Here is a 26,671-nt window from a genome sequence, read left to right on the forward strand (position 1 = left end):
ACCCCGGGTGCCGACTGCCTAGGAAGGTGCCCGGGGTGGGGTCTAGCGCTCCGGCCGGTGGGGCGGGGGGCTCCCGCCAGCCGGAGCGGTTCAGGGGGTTGGGGCGGGCACATAGCGGCGGACGGGTGTCTCGTGCGCGCGCTGGTGCATGGCGGTCAGTCGCTCGGTACACGCCCGGCAGGCGAACAGCGGGGTCTCAGCGCCGTCGGGGTCGATGCTCTCTCCGACGTGGGTGACCTGGATTGCGCCGCGGTCGCATCGGAAGCAGTCCCCGAGGTTTGCGGCCCAGCTGGTCATGGGGTGCTCTCCTGGCAGTCGCAAGGGCACGGCTGGGGCTCCGCCAGCGCCATCCCCGTGACCAAGGCGCGTGCGACGCTCCGGCCCATGCACCGGTGCGGAGAGCGGAGGTCGAACATGCGGGCCGCCATGCACGGCCCGCACGGGGCGAGGGCGCCGGGCTCCGACGGGAGGTCGTTTTCCGTGATGAGCGGCCCGTTCCACAGCAACGTGAAGCCGTGCGGTTCGCAGCGGGCGCCGTCCTCGTCCTCTACCGGGAAGTCGTGGCCGCCGCCGGGGCACTTCGTCACCGTGCCTCCCGTGCGGCCTGCCGCAGACGGGTGCCGGTCGGGCAGTCGCGGAGGGCGCTGCACTCGCCGCACTGCGCGACGTGGTCGAGGATCTCGTCATACGGCGCCTGAACCTCCGGCGGAATGACGGGGATGTCGGTGGTCCCCCCGGAGGCACATGCGGGGCTCCCCGCCGGGGGCCTCATGACTGTTCCCTGGATCCGGCATGCGCGGCCGGGCGCTCGGCGGCCAGCGCCTGGCGGTCGTCGTCGCCCTGGCACGTGGCCGTGTACCCGCCGGCCGCCGCTACCCGGCGCAGGTACTCAGGGAGGGCGCCGGTGCGGGTGAGGCGCTCCCAGGTGTGGACGAGGCAGAGAACCTCACGGGTGCCCGCATACAGCTCCATCGCCCTGCACAGCCCGTCGAACTGCGGCCGGTCGTCCTCGATCAGCGCGTTGTCGCCGAGGTCGAGCCAGATTCCCGCGATCTCCCAGCCGTGTAACGCTGCCCAGTTTCGGCATCCGTCGAGCCGTAAGTCCATGGGAGCGCGGTGCGAGGTGGCGTGGCGGTCATAGATGAACGCGAGCGGCGGCGGCCCTACGGCGACCGGCCCGGCTGCGGTCTTCGTCATGGAGGGACCGTATGGAGGCCACGGCGGGAGAAGGGGCAGGATTCCAGCCCCTAGGTCACACGTTCGATTTCATGCCGCAAGGAGCCCCAGCTCCACAGCAAGGCGTGCCGCGGCCTGACGACGCGCGGGGGTCTTGGATTCGACCTCCTCCAAGATGATCCGCTTCGCGTACCCGTTGTATTTGATCGTCTCTGGCGCAGCCTTGTGCGCCCGCTCCAGGGTGGACAGAGCTACTTCGGGCTGCCCGTCCAGCTGGTAAGCGCGCGCTTCCTCGATCCGGTGCCTGGCCAACCGGGGCCGGGATGGGATGGGGGCTGCGTCGGAGTCCACGGCCTGACGGACGCTCTCGCCACCGGAGCGGAGTTCTACCGCCACGGTGACGGCGTGGGCGCCCATGATGGCCCGCGAAAATGATGTGACGGGGTGGTAGTAGCTGGGCGACAGACTCTTGGACGTCCTGTCCGCCTGGTCCCACCACCCCCAGGCCGCGCCCTCTTCGCCTCGTCGCGCTGCGGTGTAACCGGCCTCAAACTGGAGGGCTCCGGTGATCGCGCGAACCGCGTCGTCTGCATCTGATAGGAGTGGGGTCAGGTAGCGGAGCGCCTCAAGGGTGATCGCGTCGGCGGCGTCGAAATGGCTTGGCCCGGTGTCTCGGTGAGCCTGCGCAGCGAGCCAGGCCGCCACGCCGATGGCATGGGGGTCCTCGCTCTCCTGCGCGGAGACCATGCCGCGCTCGGCGACGCGCCACAGCAGTGCGCTGTCAGGCTGGTAGGCCACGAAGAACTGGCTGAGGCTGTACACCTCTGACAAGGCGGCCTGCGCAGTCCGCCGGTCGGCGGCGGAGTCGGCCTGGCGGGCAGCGAGTTGGGCATCTCGGATCAGGTCCGGGAGGAGTTCACCGACGACCTCGCGGTGATTCGGGGCGTGGTGCCGTGCAGCCCATGCGCGCGCCAGCCTCGCCCTCACGTGAGCGGTCGGCGGCGCTTGCTGGCTGGTAGTGAGCATGAAGTCATTCACAGCAGCTTGTACGGCGCCGAGTCGCGGATGTCCTGGGCCGATGAACAGGTCGGTACTCAGGGACTGGTCACCAGTGAGGTCCGACAGATCGCGCACGCGCAGCAGCTCGGCGATACGCAGGATCATTGGCAACTTAGGCATCTGGATCTGACCCTTTTCGACTTGCTTCAGCCACGACGCGGACATGCCCAGCAGACCGGAAAGAACCGGTCGGCTCATGCCGCGTTTCTCGCGAAGGATCAGCAATCTCTGCCCGAACGCAATGGGGTCGGACGGGTCGGGGGTAGCATCAACAGGCATGGCCTTGCCCCTCTCTGAACAGCTCGACACTGTCAGGGTATGGGGCGAGGCCGATTTCATGTGTGCCAGAACGCACAACTGCGCCCCCTGTCCAGCCCGTGAGGGCCAGTCAGGGGGCGCAGTGGTGAGCGTCAGCGTAGGAGGGCGAGGATCCCGGTTGCGGTGCCAGCGACTCCGGCGAGGATGCCGATGGTGGGCAGGGGCCAGCGGGCGCGTTCCAGGGCTCGGAGCCGGACCTCGTGGTCCTGGAGGTCGCCACGGATGTCCTTGGTGTCGTCGAGGATGCCGTCAATTTTGGTCTCGATGCGGCCGACCGCTTCAGCCAGACCTCTCACCTCCTGATAGGTCTGGGCCGGGCTGATGTACACGCCCGGATCGGGCGGGGCGCCCATCACACCCCTCGGGCGAGGGGCTTGGCGCCGACGTCCTGGACGCGGCCCGCGATACCGGTCGGCTTGTACAGCCCGAAGTGCATGAGGACACCGAGGGTGAAGGAGACGAGCGCGAGCACGGCCGCTGTGCCGACGCTGTACCCCGGGCCCCGGTCGGCGAACTCGATGACGAAGCCGTTGGCGGTGCTGAGCCCGAGCAGGAGCACGGCCTTCACGCCGGCGTTGACGACGCGCGTGGTGACGAGGCCGACGAGGACGGGCAGTACCACGCTGGCGAGGAGACCGAGCCAGTACGCGGCCGGGAGGTTGACGGTCATGAGGTGATCCGTTTCTGTGAGGTCAGGCATGGGTCCACTGGCCGTTGCGCACGAAGCCGTGCAGGCCGCAGCAGGCCCACAGCAGGGATGGTTCGAGGTGCAGTGGCTCGCGGGATACGAGGGTGTGCGCGCTGGTCCCGGCGGCGACCCAGGGCCCGTGCACCGTGCGGTCCTCGGGCACGTCGGCGAGCGCGGCGCACCAGTGCCAGAACATCGGGTTGGCCCCGCCCGCGAGCCAGCCGAAGTAGATGTCGTCGTTCAGCTTGGTCAGGCCGTCCATTTCCAAGCCGGGCCAGTCGGTAGGCGGGGTGCCCCGGTCCTGGCTCATCAGACGTTGGGGACCTTGAGCCGGTCCCAGCTCGTCTTGCCGGGGATGCCGTCGGCGTCGCTGCCCGCGTAGCCGAGCTTGCGCTGGAAGGCGGCATACGACTGCCGGTCCGCCTCGGACCAGTCGGGGCTCGGCCCGACCTTGTACCGGCCGCACCCTTCGGCTACGAGCCGCTTGCCCATGGCCGTGATGACCGCGCTCCGGCGCCCGGCCGCGAAGAACCCAGCCCCGGGGAACGGCTCGTAAGTCGGCGGCTTCGGGGGCTTCGGCTTCGCCGCGGCGAGCCGCTCGCCGATCCGAGCGCGCATCGAGTCCATGGTGAAGCCGAGCGGGTCGATCTTGCCCGGCTGCCACTCCTTGTGACCGATCACCGAACGCTGCGTCCAGCCGTGCGCCCGGCAGATCGCCGCCGACACCTTCTCGATCGCCTCCAACTGCGCGGCAGGCCAAGGGTCTTTGCCGTCGCCGAGGTTTTCGCACTCGAAACCATAGAAGTGCCGGTTGCCGTCGGTGCTGGCCTCGTTGTCGGCAGGCAGCGCCGACTCGGTGATGACCGCGCGCAGGACATCATCGTCACCGGAGCCGGCGTGATTGGCGCGGCCGTTGCCGACCAGGTAGACCGTGCCGTCCTTGGCGATCACTCCGTGGCACAGCGGGCCCGGCAGGCTCGAATGGCCGTTGTAGCAGAGCTCCACCGAACCCTCTGTGCCCGAGGTGACGGTGTGGTGGATCATCACCCCGTGCATCGGCCCCCAGGGGCCCTTGTGGTTGCGGTTGTGCGTGCGCCAGCTCCGGTGCTCAACGACGCGCAGACCTTCGTTCCTGAGGACTGTGAGCAGCCGGTCGGCGGTGAGCGGTACGGCCATGTGCCCTCCCAGGGCATGAAAAAGGCCCCGGCCTGGTGGCTCGGGGCTCGGGGTGGGTGGTGTTACAGGGGCGTGGCGTTGGGGTAGTCGGCGGCAGGGCCGATGTCCACTACTTCGAGATAGGCAGGGGTCGCGGACGATCCGAAGACGGCGACCGTGCCGGTGTTGGTGCCGGCTGTTTGGTAGACCATCTGGTAGGTGCCGACCAAGGCGGTCACGACGTCGAGGCCGGTGTTGTTCACGACGACGTTCTCAAAGTAGAAGCCCACGGTTCCTGCCTGTCCGTCCGCGCATTGGATGCGCTGGCTGTTGAGGATGGCGGGGCCGGTGGCGGTGCCTCGGGTGACGAGGACGGACCCCTGTTGCCCGAGGTTGTTCGAGCTCATGCCGCCCCGGTAGGAAACGCGGTACGCGCGGCCGTTCCGGAACGTCAGAGGGTCGGTGGTGATGGCGGCTGTCGGCGTGGTGCTCGTGATGGCCGCCGTGGTCGTGGTGATGGATTCGTAGGCGACCGTGTACGGGGCGCGGGCGTTGATGTCGCCGACGCGGACGCGCGCGCCTGCTGGTACCAGATCGGGCATGGTGGCCCCTTTCGTTCTACAGGCCCCAGACGTCGGGGTCGGCCAGGGCTACCGGGGCCCCGGACGGGTGTGGTTTGACGATGCCGTTGACGGCGCGCGCGAGGGTGAACCGCTGGGGGATGGGGGCGCTGACGTCGCCCCATGTCGCGAGGACGGGCAGCGCGTTGGTGTTGGCGGTGGAGAGGATGCTGCGTGTGCCGATCTGTCCGGCCGTGGTCAGTGATGTGTCGGTGACTGCGACAGTCCAGGCCGCGGGCTCGCGCCCGGAGGCCAGCCACGTTTTCGCGCGCAGGGCGCTTCCGGTGATCTGGAGACGGATGGCGAAGCGGCGGTTCGGCTCGTGGGTGAGTCCCGGGACGGTGCCGCCGCCCAGGAGGGTTTCCGTGCCTGCCAGGCGCCGCCGGAGGGTGAGCGCGACGGCCGAGGCGGTAGTGAACTCCAACCTCGCCAGGTAGCTGTTGCTGGTGTCCTGGTATCGGCCGACCAGCGCCACGAAGTGACTGCCCCCGGTGACGATGCGGTCGGTGGCGACGGTGGCGGTCAGATCGATGTCGGGCGAGGGGGCCGGGATCAGGGTGTAGCGGCTCACGTTGATGCTGGTCTGCGCGACGGTGCCGAGGCCGGTGTAGGCGGACCGCAGGGCCTCCGCGTAGTCCCAGAATGCTGCTGTCCGCTGCCCGGACTCCCTCATCGCCCGGGACAAGTCACCGTTCGGGAAGAAAGCGGCGCGCTGGGCCCGGCTCATCTCCAGCTGCACGCCCGCCGACGTGGTCGTCTTGTTGCAGATGTTCAGCGGATTGGTGCCGCTGATCTCTGACGGAGCGCTGATGACGACGAATCCCCGGGTCTCCAGAGAAGCGGTGACCCGGGCCACCAGGGCCGGATCCAGTCCGCCGATCGCGGTCTCGGCGACGCCAGTGGTACCGGTGTAGCCGTGGAAGGAGAGGCAGCGCCGAGCAGCTGCCACCAGAGCGATGCCCATCGGTTCGTCGTACACCGTGCTCGTCAGGTGCAGATCCCCGTTCCCGCTGTTCTTGATGCCCGCGAACTCGAAGAACGCCATGCGGCCGTCGGCGACCGCGCGGGCCACTTCCCCGGAGCCGGGCTCGATCGACCCACCGTGGATCGCGATGCTGGCCCAGGTCGCCCCGGCCGGTGTGAGGGAGGTTCGCGTGTAGTCGACCCCTTCGGCCTCGGCGGCGGCCAGCGCGGCGTATGAGGGGTATGTGTCAGCCATTGCTCATTCCCCCTGTACCGAGTAGTCGGAGGCGGTGCCGCCGCTGTTCGTCCAGGTCTGGCCGGAGTCCGCGGTGCCCCAGCCGCTCGGGATGGTGCGGGCGAACTGGTCTTGTACCAGTCCAGTCACCGTGGTGACGGTCATTCGCTCTCCTCCCACGGTGATATCCAGCGGGAGATCAGCGGGCGCGGTGGTCCACAGAGCACCTTGCGTGGTGCGCACCGTGGCGGTGGTGGCCGAGGCGGTCAGGGCGGTGGCCAGGACGGATCCGTCCGTCCCCCAGCGGGATTCGGTGCCGGCCGTATCCGAGCCGTCGCCCCACTGCGCGACGGACCAGGGCATGGCGGGGGTGCAGTTGAGGGTGACTTCCCAGCGGTAGGGGCCGAGGGTTTCCGTCCAGCCCTGGACGAGTTGCCGCACTGGCTCGGGCCCGCCTTTGCCGATGGGCATGTTCAGGATGTCCGCGCGGTCGCCCGGGGTCAGCCGGAGGAAGGGCTCCACCAGTTCGGGGGCGCGGCGCAGGTTGAAGGTGACGGTGGGGAAGCGGCTGCCGGGGTAGGTGCCGTGGGCGCGTTTCCAGTCCGCGATGGGCTGGGTCTGACCGTCCTCGTGCAGGGAGAGGGTGACGGCCTGGTCGTACTCTCCGACCGCGTCCGCGTTGGTCCCGGGGTCCTGGACGTTGAGCGGGCCTGTCTCCTGTACGGACATGGCGGAGGACCCGCCGGCCCGGGTGACGGTGACGTTGTTGCGGGTGGCCTGGTCGTCGTCCACGGGCCGGATGCCGGGCATCACATGGCCCGGGGCCGTGTAGTGGAGGGTCAGTACGGGTGCCTGCCCGTACATGGTCTGGCGGTCGCGGTAGCGCAGCGTCGGCGCGCCGCGGTCCTCGTAGAGGATCCCTCCGTCGGCTGCCGCGGCCGTCTCGATGAGGGACAGCCACGTGTCGGCCGTCTGCGGGCCCACCGGCTCGCTGCGCCCCAGGGGCGCGTCCAGTGCGAGCGGCCGGGCCTCCTCGGCGGCCAGGCGCTGCATGCGGGTGGCCGCACTCTCGCCGGTGTAGGCGGCCCACGAGCCGGCGTACACGTTGTCGATCAGACGGGATCCGAATACGCCGATGTGACCGATGGCCATACCGTCCAGGGCGGCGGCGTACCCGGACGGCGGGGAGGTCCACAGGGTGGGGCGCCCGAGAGTCCCGGGGAAGCTGTAGATCCCGGACCCCTCGGACTCGCCGGTGACGTCGTGCCATCCGAGCTGGCAGGAGACGTTGGCGCCGTCCTGCCAGACCATGAGGTGGACGGACAGCCACCGCTGATACTTCTCGGCGCCGGTGGTGATCAGCCGGTCCAGGAGGGTGTTGCCGTCCGCGTCCTGGACGAGGAGCCGCGAGGTGTCGTTGCGCAGCTGGACAACCCACCGGGCGGCCGTGCCGGTGGAGAGCACATGGAAGAGGCTGTAGAAGGTGGTGTTCACCGTGTCCAGCTTGTAGAGCATGCGGGCCTGCCAGCCCGTGATCGGGCTGCGGGGCGCGGGGATGCGGGCCTTGACCGTGGGCAGGTCCGCGCCGTTGTCCGCGGACGCCAGCTCCGGCAGCGCGTTCGACGCGGCCAGCGTGCTGTTGGCGGCCCATCGCACATTGCTGACCGTCATCGGGGAGACACCGGGGACTGGGCTGTAGCCCTGCGTGGCGGCCGCGCCCTCTTCCATGGGCCAGTAGGCGAGCATGTGTGACTCGCGCACGACGCTGCGCCGAAGCGCGGACTGGAGCGCCTGTTTCCCCTGCTGGTAGCGGCGTTTGGGCCCGTTCGCGGTGAGAGTGACCCACTGGTCGGATCCGCTCGGATCCCACTCGGTGGGAAGCGCGGCGATCTCGCCGTAGAAGCGGTAGTTGCGGTTGGAGACGGCGGCCGGGGCGGTGACGGTCCAGGGCAGGCCCGCGCCGTCGGTGAAGGAGCTGGCGCCCGGCGTGAGGGCCCGGAAGTCAGGCGTTGCCGCCACGGGACCGTCGATGCCGGCCCGGACCTCCGCGCGGTGCACCTGCCCGGCCATGGGCAGCCACGGAGGGGTGATGGTCGCGGTCGTGGGCGCGATCACCAGCGGCGCGGAAGCGGCGAAGATGCCGGTAGCGCCTGCGGCCACGCCCTCGTCGCCGAGCGGCGTCCACGGGCCGTCGAGCGTCTCGGACCAGTAGCCGCGGGCAGTCCAACCCCCCGCCCCGTTGTCCACGTCCAGGGTGACCCGCAGTGCCGCCCGCGCCGGGAGGGCGGGAGCTTCCCAGGTCGCGGAGAGGTTGTTGACCCCGTTCGGGCTGAACAGGAATCGGACCAGACCGTTTTCCAGCTGGAACATCCAAGCGCGCTGGTCGGTGGCCGAGTCCCACTTGCCGATCAGCATCTGTACGCGGGTGGTCCACCAGTCCGTGACGGTGGCCTCGATCCGGACATCGATGTCCCCCGTGATGGCGTGCGCCGTGGCGTGCGGCGTGGAGGCGGTGGCGGCCTCGGTGCCGTCCAGGGCCAGATAGGTCTGTGTCTGGGGGACCGAGATCCGCACGGGCGTGTTGCGGCCCAGCAGCCCGTACCAGGGGCTGAGCGGGTTGTCGTGGCTGTAGTGGCCGTGCCGGTTGTTGAGGGTCAGGGCCGCTCTACAGGGGTCGGACTCGCCTGCGTAGTCCGCGCGCCCGTGCGTGATCGTGAGGTCGGTGGAGGTGCGCACGTCGTCGGAGACGTTGACCCACTGCCCGCCGAGCTGGAACTCAGTGCGGATATCGGTCATGCGGCAGAGCCTCCGAAGAACCGTTGGGCGTTGCCGCCCGCGTCGGCCTGGATCATTGAGCGGACCCAGGATTTGAAGGCGTCCTGGCCGGAGCCGTCGACGGTGACCACGAGCCGCGCGTTGCTGTTCGCTTTCGCGGATGCCGCCCCTGCTGTGCGGACACCGACGTTCACGTTGCCGGGGATGTCGGAGGTGATGCCTTGGAGCTGGCTGCGCAGGGCCGGGACGGTCTTGTCGACTCCGGCCATGAGGCCGCTCATCAGGGCCTCGCCGGACGGCGTCAGGAGCTTCATGTCCACGGTCATGGGCCCCTTCCAGTCGGGGATCATGTTCGTGATCGAGGAGAACTTGGACCTCAGTGCGCCGATCATGCCGGTGACGCCGTTGATCAGGCCCTGGACGATGCTCCGCCCGGCGCCGAGCAGCAGTGAGCCGAGGTTGCCGAGGGCCGATTTCACCTTGCCGGGGATGCTCCGGACGAACGCGATCAGGCTGACCACCCGCTGCGCCACGCTGTCTCTCATCCGCTGGAAATAGCCGGCCACCAGCCCGGGTATCGCGGACAGACCGGTGATGATCGCCCTGACGGTGTTGATCTGGCGCTGAATGAACCCGCGGATCCAGTTCCAGACCGTGTTCCAGACGGCTTTGATGGCGTTCAGGACCCGCTCGACGGTCGCTCTGACGCTGTTGATCGCGGTGCTGATCGCGGACTTGATGCCCTGCCAGACGGCGAGGGCGACAGACTTGATCGCGTTCCACACCGCGTTCCACGCCGTGGTCAGCGCGCCGGAGACGGTGGTCCAGACGGCGACCAGGAAGGCGAGGGTGGCCTTGAACGCCGACTTCAGCCAGTTCCACACGGCCAGGGAGACGGTCTTGATGAAGTTCCACGTGTACTGCCACGCGGTCTGGAACCAGGTCGTCTTGGTCGCGATCAACACGATGATCGCGATGAGCGCGATGACCGCCACGATGATCAGGAAGATCGGGTTGGCGAGCATGGACGCGTTGAGCTGCCACTGAGTGGCCGTCCAGATCCTGTTGCGGACCGCCACGACGGTCTGCGCCAGCGCCCACAGCTTCATCGCGGCCACCACCGTGCCGATGGCCACGGCCAGCGCGGACAGCACCGGGGTGGGAATGTTGTTGACGATCGTCGCCAGCTGGAGGGCGAGTGTCGTGGTGATCCCGATCAGCGGGCCGAGGGCCACCAGCAGTTTCAGCCCGGCCGCGGCGAGCCCTCCGAGGGTTTCCGCTCCTTGCTTGGCCAGTGCCACGAACTTCTCGAACCCGCCGGAACCCGCCAGAGACTTGCCCCATTCGGCGAACTTCGCCGTCATCTGCTCGATCCCGCCCGACATCTGCGTCGACATGGGCAGGAACGCTCGGATGATCCCGGCGATCCCCACGCCCACGTTCTTCAGCGAGTTGAGGAACGAGCGCAGGTTCTTGCCCGCGAACGCCGCGAGACTGTCGGCGAAGCGCTTAAGGCCGCCGCCCTCCGCGCCCTTGGCGATGTCGTCGATGAAGCCGCTGACCGCGCCGGCCGCCGACTTCACCAGGGGGGTCAGCAGCGGCAGGAGCTTGCGGAGCAGTTCGATGCCCTTGGTGTAGACGGGCATGGTGCTGCTGGCCAGGCTGTCGGACCACGCCTGCTGGTCGTTCTTCAGGCCGATCAGGGCTTTCGCTGTGGCCTGTGTCGCCGGCGGAAGCTGGGCGAGACTGTCGGCGTATGCCTTCTGTGCTGCTGCGGCTTTCTCCCCGCCCTGGGCTGCGGCTTCCTCGGCGGCCGCGGCGAGTTCGGCAACGTTCTTGACGGCCTCCATCTGTGGCCCGGCAGCCATCTGGAACGCTTTCACGGCCGCTCCGGCGGACACTGCCGCGGCGGCGATCCCGCCGACAGCGGCCGCCACTGCCGCGGCGGCCGGCACGCCGACGCCGAGACCGGCCGCTGCTTTGCCCAGGCCGGACAGAATGCCCCGCGCGCGGTCCGCGCCCGCGCGCAGCTGGTCGGTGTCGATGCCCAGCCGCACCGTCATCGAAGCGAGGGTGGCCATGGGAACCCCCCTTCTCTGTTCAGTTGTCGGTTCGGATGTGCGCTGTTCCGCCCATGGCGACGTTGGCTTGCATCGCTGCGGCGAACATCTCTTCAGGGGTCATCACGTGGCGCGTGCCGTCCCACTTGGGCAGGAAGTCGCTGGGCGTGGACATGCGGCCCTTGGATCGCTGGGAGTTCGCGACGACCGAGGCCAGAACTGCCATCTGTACGTCGCTGCGGTGACCGCCGAAGGGGCCCGTCAGGCGTTCAAAGGCTTGCCATTCGGTGAGCTCGCGCGAGGAGATCCGGTCAAGAAGCTCTTCGACGGTGTATCCGAGGTGCCCGGCCAGGCGGAAGTAGAACTGCCGCTCTGGCCGGGCCCTCAGTTTCCCGTCAGCTCTTCGACGTCGTCCTCGGTCAGCCCGGACAGGCGGTTGGCGACGTCAACGACCCGTTGCAGGGCTTCCGCGCTCTTCTCGGAGAGCCGGGCGACCTCGGCGGCGGACCGGAACATCCGGTCGCCCTTGGCGTCCACGAGGCACGCTGCTGCGATCCGAGCCCGGTAGTTCTCCAGCGCCTTGTCCTTGGCCGCTTGCTTCATGTCGGCGCCGACGAAACCGGCCTCGAAGCGGTCGCGCTCCTTGCCGGACATGCCCTTCACTCGCACGGTGCCGCCCCACTCGGGCACGGGGACGTCCTCGATGGCGAGGTCGTCTGCGGTGAGGATCTGCTCTGCTGACAGGTATTCGGTCATCTCAGGTTCCCGGGGTGATGACGGGCTTGCCCGACACCTTGAAGGTGAGGGACGCGGCGAGCTTTTCGTCGTGCGGGGCCTCGGCCTCGAAGCCGGTCAGGAGGGCGGTGAACTCCCACTCGCCGAGCGTCTTGGGCCATACGATCTTGTAGTCGCGCGGCTCGGAGTCCGCGAAGTCGGCGACCAGGGCGTCATGGACGCGCGGGTCATAGTTGACGTCGATCGAGACTTCCCCGCCGTCCTTCAGACCGCCGGCGAATTCGCGGTACGCGTCCGGCGAGCCGTGCGAGGTGACGTCCAGCGTCTCCCGCTCCAGTCCTGGCGGGGTGATGTTGGTGACGTTGGCGATCGCCGCGAAAACCGGCGTCGTCGCCATGTCCGAGCGCTTCAGCTGCGTGCCGAACGCGTCAAGACCAGCCATATCCGTTCTCCTATTCCTTGGTCAGCCACACCCGGTAGGTCACGGCGATGTGCCGGATCTCCGGGTCGGGATCCCGCAGCTGCTGGTGCTGCTGGTGGGCGATGGACACATCCCGGAATCCGGCCACCGTCAGGGGGCGGCGGTCCAGGACCTGGTCGAGGGCGGCGAGGATGCCCGCCGCCTCCTTGAAGCCGAGGTGTTCCGACCAGACGTGCAGCGTCATGTTCGAGGTCAGGCCGCGCTGGTTGTGCGCGTCATCTGCGGCTTCGGTCGCGGTGCCGTAGGTGACATACGGGCGGGCCTGGGTTTCGGGCACGTTGTCGAACACGCCGGTCACCAGCCCGGACAGAGCCGTGTCGGTGCGCAGCGCGGTGATGACGGCCTGCTGGAGCGGCCACAGGGCGGTCGTCACCCGCCCCCCATGTGCCGGCGGAACGCGACCCGGTAGGTGCGGGTCACCTGCGGGCGGGCCGCCTCGAACGCGGGCAGCAGATACGGCTGCTCGGCCATCGAGGACGTGCCCCTCTCCACATACAGGGCGTATTCGAGCTGGGCTTGGTCCCACACGCCGACCTCGGCGCGGCCCCAACGCTCTTCCACCTTCTGGTCAAGGGCGGCCCACAGGTCACCGGTCCGCCGGGGCGCACGCTCCTCAGCACCGTCCTGCACGGTGCCCGCCCACTCGTTGAGCGTCTCGGTACGGGCCGCGCGCATAGCCTCGGGCACACGCCCGACCGCGCGCAGGGCCTCGGTCAGGCCGTCCAGGCGGCTTCTGCCTCGGGCCATGGCGGACTCCTCTCAGGGCAGTTGGAGGACGGCGACGGTGACGGTGGTGACGGCGCTGTAGGTGATGGACGCCCGGCCGGTCATCGGATCGCGGAACACCGACTTCAAAGGGATGAACACCGACCCGGCGGCGGGAACCGCCTGGATCGCGTCGGCCACGGCGAGATCGCCGACCGTGCCGGGGGTCGCCGCGGTGACGGTCACGGTGGACCCGGATCCGTTGCGGACGTGCAGAACGAGCTTCTCGCCGACCGGCGCCAGGTCGCCGCCGACGGCGGCACTGGCGTAGGTGGCCTGGAGCCCGGACAGGGGCAGCTGCTGTGCGGCCAGAAGTGCCATGGAGGTGCCTCAATTCGTGTTGGTGGGCTGGCGGGTGGTGCAGTCCGCCCGCAGATAGGTGCCGGGCCCGGACGGCTCGAACACCGCGAACACCGCGTGGACCATGCCGGGCTCGCGCAGTTCGTCGCCGCGGCGCACATCCGCCCGGGTATCGAAGTACCACGTGTAATCGAGGCGGGCCTCCGCCTGGTCGGCGGCCTGGCGCTCACGGGCGGTGGGCTGAGACCGGCGTCCGTGCTGCGTCGACTCGTGCACCCACATCTGGTCCTGGCCGCCGCCGCCGTCGTCGGCGAGAACCACCCGCCACACCTCCACCGTGCGGTTGAGGTACCGGCCGATGCGGCTCACCGTGTTCTCACCACGTAGGCGCCGCCACCGAAACGGGCGGCCAGGCGCTCGCGCAGGTAGTCCGGCAGCTCCATCTCCGTGATCTGCCCGCCGTCGCCGTAGGTGACCGAGTAGTCCCCGATCCGCTCGGCGCGGATGTCGCCGGCGGCGAGACCGGTACCGCCGTCCTCGGCCCGGTAGGAGACCAGCGCCGCGGCCGCGATCCGGCACACCAGGTCCACGATGTCCGCCGGCACGGTAGGCAGGCCGTGGGTGTAGGTGACGTCCACCTCGGACGGCGCGCAGCTGGTCGACCAGCCGGCAGCACGCCACAGCGCCCCGGAGCGCAGCCGCCAGTCAGTGACCGGGACTCCGTCCAGAACGACCGACGCGACATTCGTGACGGGCGGGCCGGGCAGCCGCAGCCGCTGGTCCGCCTCGCCGTCCAGCGCCACGGTGGAAACCATCTGAAGGATCGGGCAGCCCGCCGCTTCCCGGACGGCGGCCGACGCCACGTCCAGGTAGACGGCGACGATCGCCGTCTCGCCGGATTCGACGGTCAGGCCGCGGGCGGTCAGATCGGCCACCGTCGCCAACGGGTCAAGTGCCACGGTGACCTCCCGTTACTTGTCGGCGGGTGGGGACTTGGGATCGGCGGACGGCTTCGTCCCGCCGGTCTGCTTGGCGGGAGCCTTACGGTCAGCGACTTTGGTCACGGACTTCAGGTCCTCCCGGCGGACGAGGGTCTTGAGGTACTCGTGGGTCTCGCCGCCCTCCTCTACGCGCAGGCCAACGGTCTGGCCGCTGTTGTTCACGATGTTCACGCTGATCTCAGCCATGGTTTTCAGTTCCCTTCTCAGACGCCGGAGGTGACGTCGACGTCCATGACCGCGAGCGCCTCCGGGCGCACCACCCGCGAGCCGTACAGGTGCAGGCCCTTGACCGCGTCGGAGAACGAGCTCTCCGGCCGGTACGCCTCGGTCTTGTTGATCTGGTCGGCATACGTGGTCGCGATCCGGTGCCCGGCGATGACGAAGTTCGACACGGCGGGCGCAGTCCCGGCGGTACCGGCGGGCAGGTTCAGGGACACCATCACCCGGGAGCCCGCGATGCGGCCGACCTCGCCGTTCATGATCGGCGCGGTGGATCCGTACTGCGATGCGTCGATGAACCGCGCATCCTGCAAGAGCAGGGCGTAGAAGTCCGGGGAGACGATCAGGAAGCGGCCATCGGCCGGGACCTTCGCCTTGTCGAGCCGTAGCCGCAGCCCCAGCACGATCTTGTATGCGGCGTCAGGCGTAGCGGCGGCGCCTGGAATGATGACGTTGCCCGCGTTCGTGGTCATCAGCGTGGCCAGGAACAGGTCAGCGACGTCGGTCAGACCGTCGGCCGCTTCGGTCGCGGCCTTGGACAGGAGCTGCCCGGAGTCGCGGGCCTGGCGCGCGTCGACGTCGTCGACCTCGAACGCGAAGTACTTCGCCTGGTCGATCAGCAGCGTCTGGTCCGTGGTGGTCAGCGTCTGCGGGTTGATGGTGGTCGAGTTCTTCGTGTAGGTCGAGATCGTCGGCGCCGTGAGGGTACCGATGTGGACGGTGTCACCGAACTGCGCGATGTCGCCCTCGTAGTCGCGGTTGATGACGTCGGCCTGGCCGAAGACGTACCGCTTCTTGAGGGACACCAGCAGTTCGGCGTTCCACACCTCGGGAAGGAAGGTGTCAACAGCCATGGGAGCCTCCTAGGCTCGTCAGAGGGTTACCGGGTGATGCCGAGCGCGTCGTCGAGGCGGCCGTCGGCCTTGGCCTTGACGATCTGCTCGGGGCTCATCCGCTTCAGGTCGTCGCGGGTGAGCTGGGATGGCCGGCCGCTCCCCTTGCGGGCGCCGGAGTCCGCGGTTCCTTGGAACCGCTTGCCGCTTTGCGCGGCCAGGTAGGGCTTGTTCTTCACGAGGTCGGTGATCGCGTCGGCGACCTCGTCCTCGTCGACCTGGCCGTCCTCGTCGACCTCGAACTGATCGAGGTCGAGGAACTTCAGGGCGTCCTTGGGGTCGGCCAGCTTCCCGGCCGCCGCCGCACGGACCTCGGAGCGCACGATCCGGGCGTTGGCGCGGGCGGTTGCCGCCGCGTCCGCCTTGGCCTGGATCTCGTCCGTGTTGCCCGTGCCGGCGGGCTTGTCCTGCAACTTGGCCTCGGCGGTGCGACGGCGCTCGCGTTCCGTCTTCAGCTTGGCCTTCATGGCGTCCAGGGCCTTCTTGCCCTTGTCGCCGAGATCCTCGGCACCGTCCGGGTCCGCGTCCGGATCGGCGTCCGGGTCCGTATCCGGATCGGCGTCCGGGGCGGGGTCGGCGTCCGGGTCGGGGTCCCCGTCGGCGTAGAACACGGGCGAGAACGGGCCGGTGCCGTAGGGGTGGGACCAGCCGGGCGCGTCCGTGCGGGCGTGGCGGGGCAGGGTGCTGAAGTACATGTGATCTCCCATTGCGGGGTATGGGCCCGCGCGTTGCGCGCGGGCGGGGACGTCAGACGATGTAGGCGTGCTGCCGCAGCATGCGGACAGCCTGCTCACGGTCCGAGGCCAGGCGGAAAATCTCCTCCGGCATGAGGCGCGGGGAGCGGGCTCCGCGGCGGCGGGCTCCGGCGATACCGCGGCGGGTCATGCCCTCGGTCGTGGCCTGGACCGCGCGCCCGTAGGCGGTCGCCGTGGACATGCCGCGCCGGGCGTTGACGACCTGCGCGATATCGGCCCCGGCCTCGATCGCCTTGACCGCGGCGGCCCCGAACGTCGTGAGCTGCCGCGCGGGACTCAGCTGCCCGAACATGGTCTTGGCGCTGGTCGGCTCCGGCCGGTGGGTACGGGTGACAGGCTCCATCCCGCAGTCGCACCGGGGATGGCGCTGAAAGCCGGTGCTGAGCCCGTACTCGACTCCGGCCAGCAGGATGCACCGTGCGCACGCGGGCATCTCCACCACCCGCACATACGACGTGACGGCCGGGCGGACAATCATGCCGACCAGGTCGGCGGCCCTGCCCATGTCCGCCACCAGCGTGCGGGCCAGCAGGTCCAGGAACGCGGCACCCGAAGCGATCGACGCGGCGGTGCTCACGCCGCGGCTGATCCCTGACAGGGTCACCCACAGCGGGTAGAGGAGCAGTTCCAGCAGATCCCGGCCGTCCGCCGCCACTCCGGCCAGCGCCTCGGGCCGTATCCGGCCCTCGCTGTCCACGCCCCGCAGCAACTCGTCCAGGTACGGCTGCGACTGCCGGGCGGCGCCCAGCTGCCCGGCAGTCACCAGCGCTACGACGCGGGGCAGCAGGAGGCGCCAGGAGCGTTGAAGGTCGTCCGGGTCGGTCTGCTGCCACAGCCGCACCGCGGCACGGGCTGTTGCCGCGGAGATGACCGCACGCTGCTGCTGGTGCTCCACGGCGGCCGGGGACGGGCTCACACCGCACCAGAGCCGGGGGCGTCCGGCTGGCGGGCCATGAGGGCGGTGGCGGCGCCCAGCGGATCGAGCTGGGCTTCCCGCGCCTTCATCGCCACCACGTCGGCGACCTCGGCCGGCGTCAGTCCGTAGCGCAGGGCGAGGAACTCGAAGGGGAAGCCGATGGTCTTCAGCTTCACCAGGGCGTCGGCCTGCTGGGCCTGAGACCGGGATTCGGCGTCCGCCCACAGCATCTGACCGGCCCGAAGAGCGGTCGCCTTGGCATCGTTGCCCTGGGCCAGGGCGATCAGGGCGAACGCCTCGCGCAGGGCCTGCCCGTACCAGAGCTGCTTTTCCTCCACACGCTTCACCAGCCCGGTTTCCGCGGCGAGCAGCGCGTCAGCCGACAGGTTCGAGAAGCTGCCGACCAGGTAGTGCTGCGGGGTGCGGGTCTGCGCCGCTATGTGCCCGACCGCTTTCTCGATCACGTCGGTGAAGGCGGCCAGGTTCGCGGCCGTCCACTCGCCGATCTTGGCGTTTTCGCCGGTGAAGACCGCGACCCGGTCAGTCGTCAGCTTCTCCAGGTCCATCGGCTTGCTGCCGACAACCTCGCCATCCCTGTTGAGGATCGGGATCTTCGGGACCTCGGTGCCCAGCAGCACGCGCTGCGGCAGAGCCGCGGCGTCCGAGGCGGTGAACAGGTGAGCCCACAGCAGGTTCACCGCGTTCTGCATGGCCACCACCCCGGCCACGTCCGAGATGGGCTCGGTCACCAGGCCGGGCCGGTTCGGGAGCTCCACCACCGGCACCACACCCATCGGGTTGGTCTGCGGGTTCGGCTCGGCTTTCATCTCGCGCGGCGTCCAGCCGTCGATCACCGTGTCGGCGGCCTCCATGTCCGTCGACTTCTGCTGACGCTCCACCGGCCGCTCGAACTTCCACAGCTGATCGGGCAAGTAGAGGATGGCCATGTACGTGTCGCCGTCCTGCCACCTGCGCAGAGCGGCCCGCCGGCGCCTGCGGCTCCCCGGCTCGTACACGACGATGCACGACGTGGCGTCCTCGAACGTCACCACCGGGTTCTGTTCGTCGTCAGGATTCCCCCACACCAGGACGAAGGAACGGGCCGCGGTGACGGCGCCGAGGAACCCCAGCTGGCTGTCCGCGTCCAGGCCGTTGGTCTGCCACACGCGCCACGACTCGGCGTCCGCCTGGTCCAGGCCATAGGGCTTGACCCCCGTGACCGTCAGACGCTCCACCGGAGAATCCGCCACCACCTGCGTCCAGTTGTCGGCGAAGTCCTTGTACCGGTCGCCGTGAAGCTTCCGGAACTCCTCCGAGGAGTACGCCAGGGGCTGCCTGCCCCGGTAAAACGCCTGGAACGTCTCGATGCTCGGGTTGCGGGCCGTGAGCTCCCGCTCCAGAACCTCCACCAGAGAGCGTGCCTGCTCCTCGGAAACGGGCATGAGGCCCCCCTTTCACGCGCCGTAGTAGTAGTTCCCTGTCTCCGCCGCGAGGCCGGCCGCCCGAGCGTCACCAGCCGCCTCGTGGGCGAGGATGCTGGTCACACAGGCATCGATCTTCTGCGCCACCGACGCCTTACGGAGCACGTACCGGTCACCAGGCCTGGCAGCCGAGCGGGCGTTCGCCACCTGATCCGACGTGATCGGGCACCCGTCGTGAGTGAAGGTGCTGTCCTTCTTGACCACATCGGTCTTCAGCCGCTCACACGCCGCGTGCATCTGCACCACCCGCCGCGTGTACCAGCGGATGACGACCCTCTCCCCGTACTTCTCGGCCCACTCGTCGACCTCGGTGTCCCAGTACGGCGGATCGAAGTAGCCGCGGACCACATCGAAGGTCCGCATCACCTCGTCCATCGCGGCCTTCACCTCAAGCCGCGGGACCTGGCCCTCGTAGTCCGCCGGGTTCCACACGGTCGGCAGCCTGTCCGGCCCATACCTGGGGGTGAACTGGTGGCCGTCCAGCGTCTCCAGCCTGATCGCCGTGTGGTCGTCGATATCCGAGCCGTCAAAGCCCAGCACCACCCGCGTACCCGCCTTGACCACTCGCGGCTTCTTCACCGCGCGGGCATCCCACAGGGCAACGTCCAGCCATGACCCGCTACCCGACACGGCCCGGTTGCCGAAGAAGCGTTCAGCCTGCGCCTCGTCCTTCTCCATGATCTCGGCGGCCTCGGCCTCGATCGCGTCCAGGTCCACATGCGCAGACCCGGCGTAGACGATGGCGTGGATCTTCCGGCGCTGCCGCTTATCCCTGTAAGACAGCGACTTCGGAGCCTGCGGGTGATACCGAAAGATGTCCTTGGCCTTCGCCTCGGACGTCGTCTGCGCCACGCTGTTCTCGCTCGGATCCCACCCGTTCGTCGTCTCCATCGACCGGCCGCCCATACCGGCCGTGCCACGGCGCTGCGTCTCCGCGACCCGCCGCAGCTTGTTCGCCGTGGTGTACAGGCCGGTCTCGTCCTGCATGGCGAAGATGATCGGGTTGCCCAGCCTCGACAGGGCCGAGGACGTCACGACGTCGATACGGCCCTGCTCGCCAATGCGCGTGAACTCCTCGCCCACCCGCAGCTGACCGGAGAGCGGACCGCGCTTCACCATGCTCTGCAAGGGCCGGTAGACGTTGGCGACCTGGTCCTCGGACGTGGCCAGCAGCTGCATCTCCGGCGTCGGCCACGGCGTGCCCATCGGCTCGCCCACCTGATACTCGTACCACCAGCCGCAGTCACAGCCGTGATCCGAACACCGGTAGCGCTCCCCGCCCCTGGCCCAGCCGTCGAACACTGCCGGGCCACATGCTTCGTTGAGCACGATCGTCGCCGACCACGGCCCCTTGCCCGTCTTCTGCGGAGCGACGATCTGCGAGCGGCGGTTGTGGAACGCGGGCGCCAGCTGCCCGACGCGCGCCGTCGGCTTGACCCGGTAATGGTTGACCGTGCACCACAACTGCCACGGGTACAGCTCCATGTCCTCGCCCGCACGGAAGCCGTCAGGGATCGGACAGTGCGCCTCGATCCAGTCCGGGACGACCCACAGAGTGGGGAAGTCGACGACGAAGGCGAGGTCAGGGGCCTTCGCCACGGGGCACAACCTTCAGCCGGTCACGCGCCGACGGACGACGCACCACCGGAACAGCCGCAGCATCCGCCGGGACAGACTCGGCGGCGGCGATCTTCCACCGGTGCCGGAGCATGCCCTGGACGCTGAGTCCCAAGCTGTCGAGGTACTGCCGCACCATCTTCTTGATGTCCACCCGCGCGTCGCCCTGCTCGGCCTCGGCCAGCGTGCGCACGAACAGCGCGACCTCCAGCGCCTGGCCCAGCTCCTCCCACACCACGGCCTGCGGCTTGCGCCACAGATCCGCCCACAGCTCGCTTTCCCGCTCGGACGGCTCGATCAGCGGCCACTCCGGCGCATCGTCCGCGCGGCCCTCGGCGGGCAGCGTGCGCCACCCAGCCTGATCGGACTTGCGATCACGCCTCAACGCGTTCGGATCCGGCGCCGGGCCAGACACAGGACGGGCTCCCCCTCGGGGCATACGAATCACTCCCTCGGCCGCGTTGCTCGACGACGAATACCGTCACATTGCGTGAGCGGCGGGGACCTTCTGAACCTGACGAACCTTCCGGAGCCCTCCCCGGCGTTCGGGGACCCCAGGTCAGGAGGGGGCATCCCCCAGGGCTATGTCACTAAAAGTGATCTGGATCTTTGAGATTTCAGATTGGATTCAGATCGGATCGACCTTGATCAGACTTCTCGGTCGTTCCAGCCGCCGGGCTGTTCGCGGGCGGTGTGCCTGCTGTGGTGGGCCTTGGTCATGGCCTGGAGGTTGGTCCAGTCGTGGCCGCGGGGTCCGAGTGGTCCGAGTCCGTCGAGGTGGTTGACCTCGGTCGCGATAGGGCGCAGCAGCACGGGCTGGGCCACGCAGTCGTCGCATTCGCAGTAGGGGTGGGCTTGGAGGTAGGCGCGGCGGGTGCGCTGCCATCGCGTGTTGTAGCCCTTGGCGGTGGGGCTGGGGCGCCGGCGGCTGGCCTTGGCGAGACAGGCGGTGCAGCGGCCGGTGACGGTGAGGGCGGGGCAGCCGGGTGTGGGGCAGGCCTGCATGGCACGGCGGGGCATGGTTACCTCCGGGCATGCGAAGGCCCGGCCACGCGGGGTGCGCTGGCCGGGCCGGTGAGCGGTCGAGGCTACGGGCAGGTCTCTTCGAGTTTCACGGTCCCGAAGTCGATCGACGTGTCCGCGGGGTGCTCTCCGGCCGCTGGAGTCTGCGAGCAGACGGTCCAATTGCGGTCCAGCACTTGCATACGGCCGGTTCCCAGGGCGTCGCTTGAGGTGAGCACGTAGAACCCTGCCGCTTGAGCTGCGTCCTGGGCGGCCTGGAGAGTCTGGCCGGTGAGGTCAGGGAGCGTAGCTGTCTCGCTCGCGGTCTCGGCCGGCGTTTCCGCCTCGGGCTTTGTGGCCGGTGTTTCCGTTGCGGGCTCTGTGGCGGGCGCGTCATCAGCGATGGGCTTGTCGGGCGCGGATGTGGCGCCGCATGCGGTAAGGCTGGCGAGCAGGAGCGCCGCGGCGATGGCTGTACGGGTGCGCATGGTCCCCCCAAGGACTGGTGTGTGAGGGGCCATCATGCGGGATGTGCGGTCAGGGTGGAGACATGGTGACGATGTCGTGACATGCGGGCGGCCCTGGCGCCTGGCACGAGTGTGCAGCGGCCGGCGGTGGTGAGCGTGGGGCATCCGGGCGTCGGGCAGCGCGTCGGGGCATGGCGCCTCTTCTCACGCCGTCTGTGACATGCGAGTCTCGGCCTCATGTCGAATCGGTCCTGCAACTGTCCCGGGGCGTCAGACGGCTTAGACTGCTTGCACCGAAACGCCGTCACGGATCTTTGCCCGAACGAGGCCATGTATCTGAACCGCGTCGTGGGAATCGGAGCACTGGAACTGTGTGATGGATGTGCGACGTCTGTTGCCCACGCTCGCAGGTTCGAGGACGGTCTGCCCACTACCGGCGTGCCCAAGGGCGGCCTGACCGTCATGTGAAGTGTCGCTGACATGGCTAAGGCCCCGTCCGTTGCCGGTTCGGAGCCTGGGCGTTCTCTGCGGTATGTGGGCACGCCGAACGCCCCTTGAGTGTTACACCCGGTGATCGTGCTGGTCAAGCGGACTTGAGCGGGGCGTGGGGCTGGAGTTCGTTCAGGTCGACGAGGACGCGGCCTGCCCGGTCGTATCCGTGGTGGGTGAGCGTGCCGCGGCGGAGCCGTTGGCGGATGGTGCCAGGTTTGATGCCGGTAGCGGCTGATGCGGCGTAGGGGTCCACGAGGAGTGGGGCGTTCATGGCTCCATGATCCCGCAGGAAGGCCCCGCCGCGCGGGGTGCGCGACGGGGCCCCGGCCTGTGAACTTCGAGTCCTGCTACTCCCTCACGCCAGGGAGTCCGGCAGCGCGGGTGACGCCGTTGAACTGGTCGAGCCGTTCGCCGAGCGCCGTATGGAGTTCATGGGCGGTGGTGGCGTGTAGGTAGTGGTCCACGCCGTGGATCGTGACCTTGACGCACTCGTCCTGGTCGTCGCCAGTGAGCTGTGCGCTCACGTGACTGCTGGGCCAGTTCGGGAGCGGCATGCCCGGTTCGTGCGTCTCGCTGGCGGGCCTCTCGCGGCGGGGTTTGCTGGGCTTGGCTCGTCCCATGACGTATGCCTCCTTTGGTCGGTTGTCAGTGTGGTCGGTAAGGGGTGGGCGAGGGGGCGGATTGGTCAATGTGCGTGCGGCGGGTACCACCAGCCACAGATCTGGCAGTACGTCAGTTCGGCGGCGAGGGTGATGACGGCATGGATGGGGCGTCTCACGAGGGTCTCCGGGTGGTCTACAGCCCGTTCTACGGGCGGTCTACGCGGGCTCTACAGCCCCTTCTAGTGGGGTGTGACCTGCGTCTACGTCGGAATCGGGGGTCTCTTCTCTCTTGGGGGAGAGGAGGGTGGTGATGTCGGCGGCCTTGATGCCGCTGCGGCCGGTCTGGTCGCCGATGCGGACGCTCTTGTGGATGGTGATGCCGCAGTGGACGAGGACTGCCCGGAGGCGGGCGGCGTCCATGTGCGCGGCGGCGGGCCGGGTGAGGAAGGCGGCGTATACGTCGGCGAGGAACACGGCGGGCCGGTCGCCGATGAGGTGCTGGACGCCGAGGAGTACGCGGCGTTTCAGCTCATCCTCGGTGGGCGGTACAGGCGGTACGCGCGGTACGGGGCGGCCGGCGCGCCACGCCTGGATCGCGTAGGCGCCGGCGGCGACGGCCAGGAGCCGGGGCTCCTCGTTCGCGGTACGCCAGACCATGAGCGCGCCGAAGGCCAGGCCGCCGGAGCGAGCGGCGACGGTCTTACCGCGGGCGGGGTGGTTCTCGGCGATGGTCCAGGCGCGGAGGCGGGCGTACAGGGCGAGGTGGCCCCGGCCGAGCCGTCGGGGGTGGACGCGCTGCGCGGCGACCCGGGGCCGCCCGTTCCCGAAGGTGGGGACGGGCGGCAGTTCGAGGGTGTCGGCCTCGGTGTCGGTCATGGTCAGGCGTTGCCGATGAGAGTGCTCAGCATCTGGCCGACGCTGCCGAAGAGCGTCCCGATGGTGGTGCCGATGGTGGTGCCGGAGAGGCACAGGCCGAGACCGAGGCAGACGAAACCGGGCAGGAGGTGGAGCTTCTTGGTGTCCTTGCCGTGCTTGTGCATGTTCCAGGCCCACAGACCGAGCACGATGATCAGGAGCACGGAGATGGGCACGGATCCGCCGGCGCCGACTGCGGCGGGCTGCGCGGCCATGGTGTGGGTGCTGGCGGTGTCGATGGCGGCGATGAGGCTGGTCTTCACGGTGGTCCCTTAGTACGAGAGGCCGACGATGGCGGCGGTCAGCAGGAGGAGTGCGAGGGCGGCGCGGGCGACCAGGCGGCGGGCGTGGGAGCCGCGTGGCAGGACGCGCAGGAGGAGGGCTGCGGCGAGGAGCGCGGGCAGGCCGTAGTAGCCGAGCGCGTGGTACGTGATCACGGGTGCTCCCGAATGCGGGTATGACGGGTGGGGCGCCGAGGCGGCGCGCGGTATGACCGGCACGCCCGGGGCGGCCCCACCCGGGGCCGAGTGGCGCGGGATTACCCCTGCGGCGGGGCCGGGGTATGACCGGCCAGGGGCGGGGTATGACGCTGCGTCTCGGCGGTCGTACCGGGGTCATACGGGGCGACCTGGCAGGCGATCACCTGCGGTTCGACACCCGGCGGGTAGACCCCGGCCGCCCACGCGTTGCGGTAGGCACCGGCGATGAGTGATACCGCGTGCTTGACGGCCATGGAGGCGGTCATACCTTCGGTATTACCGTCGGCGGTGGTGGTCATACCGGCGCTCATCATGACGGCCAGGTCGTCATACAGCTCGGCGTCGACCTTGACGGAGAGGCCCTTGCCGGGCAGCGGCGGAGTGCTCATCGGGTCAGCTCCTCGGCGGCGGTGCGGAGCGCGGCCAGGACCTCGTCCTGGGTGCGTCCCGGCTCGTTCTCCCACGGCACGACCAGCTGCTCACCGAGGTGGACGACGAGCGCGTCCCACGCGCGCAGCGTGGTCTCTTCGGCGGCCAGGTCGATGCCGGGTGTGGTGAAGCCGGCCGCGCGGTCGATGGCGAAGATGACCGGATTGCGGCGGGGGTCCCAGCCTTCCTCGTTGAGGAGATCGGCGGCCTGGTGGAGAACCGCGGTAATGCGCGAGCGGGTGACGGACAGCGTCAGCACGGTGCCGCCTCCCCGGTTTCGGGGCGCTTCCACGGGGTGTAGGTGACCGGGCGGGCGTCGGCCTCTTCGCGGATCCACTGGGCGGCCCGGCCGATGGGGTGGCCGTCTTCGAGGATCAGCAGGGCGGCGTTGCGGACGCGGGCGGCCCGATCGCTCAGCAGCCCCGCGTGAGCCACCTCGTCCGCCGGGTCGAGGGAGGGCAGCGGGAGGTCGAGGCTGTCGGCGATCGCGGCGAGGAGCTCGGCGACCGGCTCGGGAAGCTGGGCGTCACTCACTGGCCCTCACCGCCGGCGGCCTTGCGCAGGATGAGCGCGTACTCGCCGCGCGTGGTGTCGCGGTCGACAGCCGGGGCGTACCGGAGCACTTCGCGCTCCAGGTCCTCGGCGGCGTCGCTCATGTAGCCGTGCAGTTCGCTGGTCCAGGTGAGGACCATGGCGAGCCGCATGGAGTCCTGCATGGCGTGCGTCGGCCGGACGGAGGAGAGGCGGCCGGCCAGCTTGAGCAGGACGGCGCGGGCGTCGTCGCTGGGCTGGGTGTGGGTCTCGTTCACCGGGCACCCGCCGGGCGGATCGAGCCGGTGACGCCGGCCTCGGTGGCGCGCACGGTGAGGGTGCAGCCGTCGTGGCGGCGGATGATGCCAACGGCGATCAGACGCCGGTCGGGCGGGAAACTTGCGGGCGCACTGGGGCGCGGGAAATGATCGGCCATAGCCGAGTCCTCCTGCTTGCTCAGGGGGTTCTTCGGTCAGGGAGTCAGGCGGCGCCCGGGCTCCTCTGGTGGTTCCAGCCACCGGAGGGAGCTGCCGTCTGGCTCCCGTTCTGCGTTATGCGGTTGTGTCGGGGCCCGTTCCAGCGGGCCTCTTCTTCTTGCCGTGCTTCTTGATCGACTTGTCTACGGCGGTCCAGCTCTTGCCGATGTCGTTCGCCACGGCGTAGACGCTGCCGAGTTCCGCGACGCCCTCGGCGAGGGCTGCCGCCCTGCGTGCGGCGGATTCGGATACGAGGGAGGCGAGCTGTTCCAGCAGCTTGTCTTCCTCGCGGACCCGTTCCCGCCAGGGCTTCGTGTCCATCGAGAGGAAGTTATCACACCTGGGGTGTGATAGTCCAGGGCGCGCGGCCATCAACTCACTACCTGCTGCGGGTCGTTGGCCGTGGTCTTCTCGTCCTCGTCCTGCCACTGCTTCAACGAGGTCCACGTGACCGGCGGATAGACCGTGCCGCACCACCGGCACGTCACCGCCTTCTCGCCCCTGAACAGCCGCAGCACCGCCCCGCACGCCGCGCCGCCGTCGATCTGGGCCACGCAGGCCCCCATGCGCGTGCCCCGGTCAACGAGCCCCTGGGGATCCACGATCGAGGACACTGACCTCGTCAGCTCCCGAATGTCGGCGGCGAACACCCCGGCGTCCGGCCAGGACACGGCCACCCATGGCAGGTGGTTCAGCAGCTCGGCAACCGCGGACTTCAGCCGCGCCTCGATGGACAGTCCGCTGTGCCGCACCGGACCCGAGTAAGCGCGCGCCTGGTGGATGACGCCCACCCAGTTCTCCACCACGCCGACCATGCCGCCGGGGCCGCGCAGGTCGAGGATGTCCACGGCCACCGGCAGCGGAGCGTGGGCAGGCTTCGAGCCGCGCGGCTGACTGCCGGCCGCAGCCGGGGTGAGGAACGGGGCAAGGCCCTCGTACAGGGCGGGCAGCAACTCCAGCCGGACCCTGGTTGCCTTGGTGCAGCCGGGGCACAGGTAGCTGCCGGTGTCGTCGGGCTGCTCGCACAGCAGGCAGGTGTTCACGATCGGACTCCTTGGGGCTGAAC

At 69.3% G+C, this 26,671-nt stretch carries 40 protein-coding genes; all 40 read right to left on the reverse strand.

All coding sequences use genetic code 11. The annotated features are described in order from the left end of the window. Positions 1-90: 90 nt before the first annotated feature. Positions 91-297, reverse strand: coding sequence for a hypothetical protein (locus tag ACIRQP_RS03340; protein ID WP_403882621.1), 207 nt, complete (start codon positions 295-297; stop codon positions 91-93). Positions 298-768: 471 nt separating this feature from the next. Further along, a complete protein-coding gene (locus tag ACIRQP_RS03345) occupies positions 769-1,197 on the reverse strand; it encodes a hypothetical protein (protein ID WP_403882624.1) in 429 nt (142 codons plus the stop codon). Between the two features lie 69 nt (positions 1,198-1,266). Beyond that, on the reverse strand, positions 1,267-2,514 hold the full coding sequence (locus tag ACIRQP_RS03350; RefSeq protein WP_403882626.1) for a helix-turn-helix domain-containing protein: 1,248 nt from the start codon (positions 2,512-2,514) through the stop codon (positions 1,267-1,269). 131 nt (positions 2,515-2,645) lie between these two features. Next, the gene (locus tag ACIRQP_RS03355; RefSeq protein ID WP_403882629.1) at positions 2,646-2,906 is read right to left on the reverse strand and encodes a hypothetical protein; all 261 of its coding nucleotides are present in this window, start codon (positions 2,904-2,906) and stop codon (positions 2,646-2,648) included. Continuing rightward, complete coding sequence (locus ACIRQP_RS03360; protein ID WP_403882632.1) at positions 2,906-3,223, reverse strand: hypothetical protein; 318 nt, start codon at positions 3,221-3,223, stop codon at positions 2,906-2,908. The genes ACIRQP_RS03355 and ACIRQP_RS03360 overlap by 1 nt, the downstream gene beginning before the upstream one ends. Positions 3,224-3,245: 22 nt before the next feature. Further along, complete coding sequence (locus ACIRQP_RS03365) at positions 3,246-3,551, reverse strand: hypothetical protein (protein ID WP_403882635.1); 306 nt, start codon at positions 3,549-3,551, stop codon at positions 3,246-3,248. Then, a complete protein-coding gene (locus tag ACIRQP_RS03370; RefSeq protein ID WP_403882638.1) occupies positions 3,551-4,417 on the reverse strand; it encodes a peptidoglycan-binding protein in 867 nt (288 codons plus the stop codon). Before ACIRQP_RS03370 ends, ACIRQP_RS03365 begins: the two co-directional genes overlap by 1 nt. 62 nt (positions 4,418-4,479) lie before the next feature. Then, complete coding sequence (locus tag ACIRQP_RS03375) at positions 4,480-4,998, reverse strand: hypothetical protein (RefSeq protein ID WP_403882640.1); 519 nt, start codon at positions 4,996-4,998, stop codon at positions 4,480-4,482. A gap of 16 nt (positions 4,999-5,014) precedes the next feature. Further along, the gene (locus ACIRQP_RS03380; protein ID WP_403882643.1) at positions 5,015-6,235 is read right to left on the reverse strand and encodes a poly-gamma-glutamate hydrolase family protein; all 1,221 of its coding nucleotides are present in this window, start codon (positions 6,233-6,235) and stop codon (positions 5,015-5,017) included. 3 nt (positions 6,236-6,238) lie between these two features. Continuing rightward, a complete protein-coding gene (locus tag ACIRQP_RS03385; protein ID WP_403882646.1) occupies positions 6,239-9,010 on the reverse strand; it encodes a hypothetical protein in 2,772 nt (923 codons plus the stop codon). Then, complete coding sequence (locus ACIRQP_RS03390) at positions 9,007-11,070, reverse strand: hypothetical protein (RefSeq protein ID WP_403882649.1); 2,064 nt, start codon at positions 11,068-11,070, stop codon at positions 9,007-9,009. The genes ACIRQP_RS03385 and ACIRQP_RS03390 overlap by 4 nt, the downstream gene beginning before the upstream one ends. A 19-nt stretch (positions 11,071-11,089) precedes the next feature. Next, a complete protein-coding gene (locus ACIRQP_RS03395; protein ID WP_403882651.1) occupies positions 11,090-11,275 on the reverse strand; it encodes a hypothetical protein in 186 nt (61 codons plus the stop codon). A 158-nt stretch (positions 11,276-11,433) separates the two neighbouring features. Further along, positions 11,434-11,805 carry a hypothetical protein gene (locus ACIRQP_RS03400; protein ID WP_403882653.1) on the reverse strand — a complete coding sequence of 124 codons (372 nt, stop codon included), beginning with the start codon at positions 11,803-11,805 and terminating at the stop codon, positions 11,434-11,436. A gap of 1 nt (position 11,806) precedes the next feature. Next, complete coding sequence (locus ACIRQP_RS03405; RefSeq protein ID WP_403882657.1) at positions 11,807-12,226, reverse strand: phage tail tube protein; 420 nt, start codon at positions 12,224-12,226, stop codon at positions 11,807-11,809. A 10-nt stretch (positions 12,227-12,236) separates the two neighbouring features. Further along, positions 12,237-12,638 (reverse strand): DUF3168 domain-containing protein, encoded by a 402-nt coding sequence (locus tag ACIRQP_RS03410; protein ID WP_403882660.1) that lies wholly within the window; start codon positions 12,636-12,638, stop codon positions 12,237-12,239. Then, positions 12,635-13,012: an HK97-gp10 family putative phage morphogenesis protein gene (locus ACIRQP_RS03415; protein ID WP_403882663.1), complete on the reverse strand. Its 378-nt coding sequence runs from the start codon at positions 13,010-13,012 to the stop codon at positions 12,635-12,637. Before ACIRQP_RS03415 ends, ACIRQP_RS03410 begins: the two co-directional genes overlap by 4 nt. 12 nt (positions 13,013-13,024) lie before the next feature. After that, positions 13,025-13,351, reverse strand: a complete 327-nt coding sequence (locus tag ACIRQP_RS03420) for a hypothetical protein (RefSeq protein WP_403882666.1) — start codon at positions 13,349-13,351, stop codon at positions 13,025-13,027. Between the two features lie 9 nt (positions 13,352-13,360). Next, the gene (locus ACIRQP_RS03425) at positions 13,361-13,699 is read right to left on the reverse strand and encodes a head-tail adaptor protein (RefSeq protein ID WP_403882669.1); all 339 of its coding nucleotides are present in this window, start codon (positions 13,697-13,699) and stop codon (positions 13,361-13,363) included. Next, positions 13,696-14,289: a hypothetical protein gene (locus ACIRQP_RS03430; protein ID WP_403882672.1), complete on the reverse strand. Its 594-nt coding sequence runs from the start codon at positions 14,287-14,289 to the stop codon at positions 13,696-13,698. The genes ACIRQP_RS03425 and ACIRQP_RS03430 overlap by 4 nt, the downstream gene beginning before the upstream one ends. A gap of 12 nt (positions 14,290-14,301) precedes the next feature. Next, complete coding sequence (locus ACIRQP_RS03435) at positions 14,302-14,517, reverse strand: hypothetical protein (RefSeq protein ID WP_403882675.1); 216 nt, start codon at positions 14,515-14,517, stop codon at positions 14,302-14,304. A 17-nt stretch (positions 14,518-14,534) separates the two neighbouring features. Continuing rightward, on the reverse strand, positions 14,535-15,404 hold the full coding sequence (locus ACIRQP_RS03440; protein WP_403882677.1) for a P22 phage major capsid protein family protein: 870 nt from the start codon (positions 15,402-15,404) through the stop codon (positions 14,535-14,537). A 26-nt stretch (positions 15,405-15,430) separates the two neighbouring features. After that, positions 15,431-16,138 (reverse strand): hypothetical protein, encoded by a 708-nt coding sequence (locus ACIRQP_RS03445; RefSeq protein ID WP_403882680.1) that lies wholly within the window; start codon positions 16,136-16,138, stop codon positions 15,431-15,433. A gap of 52 nt (positions 16,139-16,190) precedes the next feature. Beyond that, on the reverse strand, positions 16,191-17,114 hold the full coding sequence (locus ACIRQP_RS03450) for a hypothetical protein (RefSeq protein ID WP_403882683.1): 924 nt from the start codon (positions 17,112-17,114) through the stop codon (positions 16,191-16,193). Continuing rightward, complete coding sequence (locus tag ACIRQP_RS03455; protein ID WP_403882686.1) at positions 17,111-18,556, reverse strand: phage portal protein; 1,446 nt, start codon at positions 18,554-18,556, stop codon at positions 17,111-17,113. Before ACIRQP_RS03455 ends, ACIRQP_RS03450 begins: the two co-directional genes overlap by 4 nt. Before the next feature lie 12 nt (positions 18,557-18,568). After that, entirely contained in the window at positions 18,569-20,194 is a 1,626-nt protein-coding gene (locus tag ACIRQP_RS03460; protein ID WP_403882689.1) for a hypothetical protein, read from the reverse strand. After that, positions 20,178-20,627 carry a hypothetical protein gene (locus ACIRQP_RS03465; RefSeq protein WP_403882692.1) on the reverse strand — a complete coding sequence of 150 codons (450 nt, stop codon included), beginning with the start codon at positions 20,625-20,627 and terminating at the stop codon, positions 20,178-20,180. The genes ACIRQP_RS03460 and ACIRQP_RS03465 overlap by 17 nt, the downstream gene beginning before the upstream one ends. A 233-nt stretch (positions 20,628-20,860) precedes the next feature. Further along, positions 20,861-21,232, reverse strand: coding sequence for an HNH endonuclease signature motif containing protein (locus tag ACIRQP_RS03470; RefSeq protein WP_403882695.1), 372 nt, complete (start codon positions 21,230-21,232; stop codon positions 20,861-20,863). Between the two features lie 68 nt (positions 21,233-21,300). Continuing rightward, positions 21,301-21,702 carry a PASTA domain-containing protein gene (locus ACIRQP_RS03475; protein ID WP_403882698.1) on the reverse strand — a complete coding sequence of 134 codons (402 nt, stop codon included), beginning with the start codon at positions 21,700-21,702 and terminating at the stop codon, positions 21,301-21,303. Positions 21,703-22,264: 562 nt separating this feature from the next. Beyond that, positions 22,265-22,444 (reverse strand): hypothetical protein, encoded by a 180-nt coding sequence (locus ACIRQP_RS03480; protein WP_403882701.1) that lies wholly within the window; start codon positions 22,442-22,444, stop codon positions 22,265-22,267. Between the two features lie 76 nt (positions 22,445-22,520). After that, positions 22,521-22,793 (reverse strand): hypothetical protein, encoded by a 273-nt coding sequence (locus ACIRQP_RS03485; protein WP_403882705.1) that lies wholly within the window; start codon positions 22,791-22,793, stop codon positions 22,521-22,523. 198 nt (positions 22,794-22,991) lie between these two features. Next, on the reverse strand, positions 22,992-23,651 hold the full coding sequence (locus ACIRQP_RS03490) for a hypothetical protein (RefSeq protein ID WP_403882708.1): 660 nt from the start codon (positions 23,649-23,651) through the stop codon (positions 22,992-22,994). A gap of 2 nt (positions 23,652-23,653) precedes the next feature. Further along, positions 23,654-23,953 (reverse strand): hypothetical protein, encoded by a 300-nt coding sequence (locus ACIRQP_RS03495; RefSeq protein ID WP_403882711.1) that lies wholly within the window; start codon positions 23,951-23,953, stop codon positions 23,654-23,656. A gap of 9 nt (positions 23,954-23,962) precedes the next feature. Next, the gene (locus tag ACIRQP_RS03500) at positions 23,963-24,127 is read right to left on the reverse strand and encodes a hypothetical protein (protein ID WP_403882714.1); all 165 of its coding nucleotides are present in this window, start codon (positions 24,125-24,127) and stop codon (positions 23,963-23,965) included. Positions 24,128-24,228: 101 nt separating this feature from the next. Next, positions 24,229-24,558: a hypothetical protein gene (locus tag ACIRQP_RS03505; RefSeq protein ID WP_403882717.1), complete on the reverse strand. Its 330-nt coding sequence runs from the start codon at positions 24,556-24,558 to the stop codon at positions 24,229-24,231. Next, complete coding sequence (locus ACIRQP_RS03510; RefSeq protein ID WP_403882720.1) at positions 24,555-24,857, reverse strand: hypothetical protein; 303 nt, start codon at positions 24,855-24,857, stop codon at positions 24,555-24,557. Before ACIRQP_RS03510 ends, ACIRQP_RS03505 begins: the two co-directional genes overlap by 4 nt. Then, positions 24,851-25,132: a hypothetical protein gene (locus ACIRQP_RS03515; RefSeq protein WP_403882723.1), complete on the reverse strand. Its 282-nt coding sequence runs from the start codon at positions 25,130-25,132 to the stop codon at positions 24,851-24,853. Before ACIRQP_RS03515 ends, ACIRQP_RS03510 begins: the two co-directional genes overlap by 7 nt. After that, positions 25,129-25,407, reverse strand: coding sequence for a hypothetical protein (locus tag ACIRQP_RS03520; RefSeq protein WP_403882726.1), 279 nt, complete (start codon positions 25,405-25,407; stop codon positions 25,129-25,131). Before ACIRQP_RS03520 ends, ACIRQP_RS03515 begins: the two co-directional genes overlap by 4 nt. Next, a complete protein-coding gene (locus ACIRQP_RS03525; protein ID WP_403882729.1) occupies positions 25,404-25,565 on the reverse strand; it encodes a hypothetical protein in 162 nt (53 codons plus the stop codon). The genes ACIRQP_RS03520 and ACIRQP_RS03525 overlap by 4 nt, the downstream gene beginning before the upstream one ends. A gap of 115 nt (positions 25,566-25,680) precedes the next feature. Next, positions 25,681-25,926, reverse strand: a complete 246-nt coding sequence (locus ACIRQP_RS03530; RefSeq protein ID WP_403882732.1) for a hypothetical protein — start codon at positions 25,924-25,926, stop codon at positions 25,681-25,683. Positions 25,927-25,976: 50 nt separating this feature from the next. Then, entirely contained in the window at positions 25,977-26,648 is a 672-nt protein-coding gene (locus ACIRQP_RS03535) for a hypothetical protein (protein ID WP_403882735.1), read from the reverse strand. Positions 26,649-26,671 lie beyond the last annotated feature (23 nt).

Origin of the sequence: Streptomyces sp. NPDC102274, from assembly GCF_044766385.1 — a bacterium.
GTDB lineage: Bacteria > Actinomycetota > Actinomycetes > Streptomycetales > Streptomycetaceae > Streptomyces.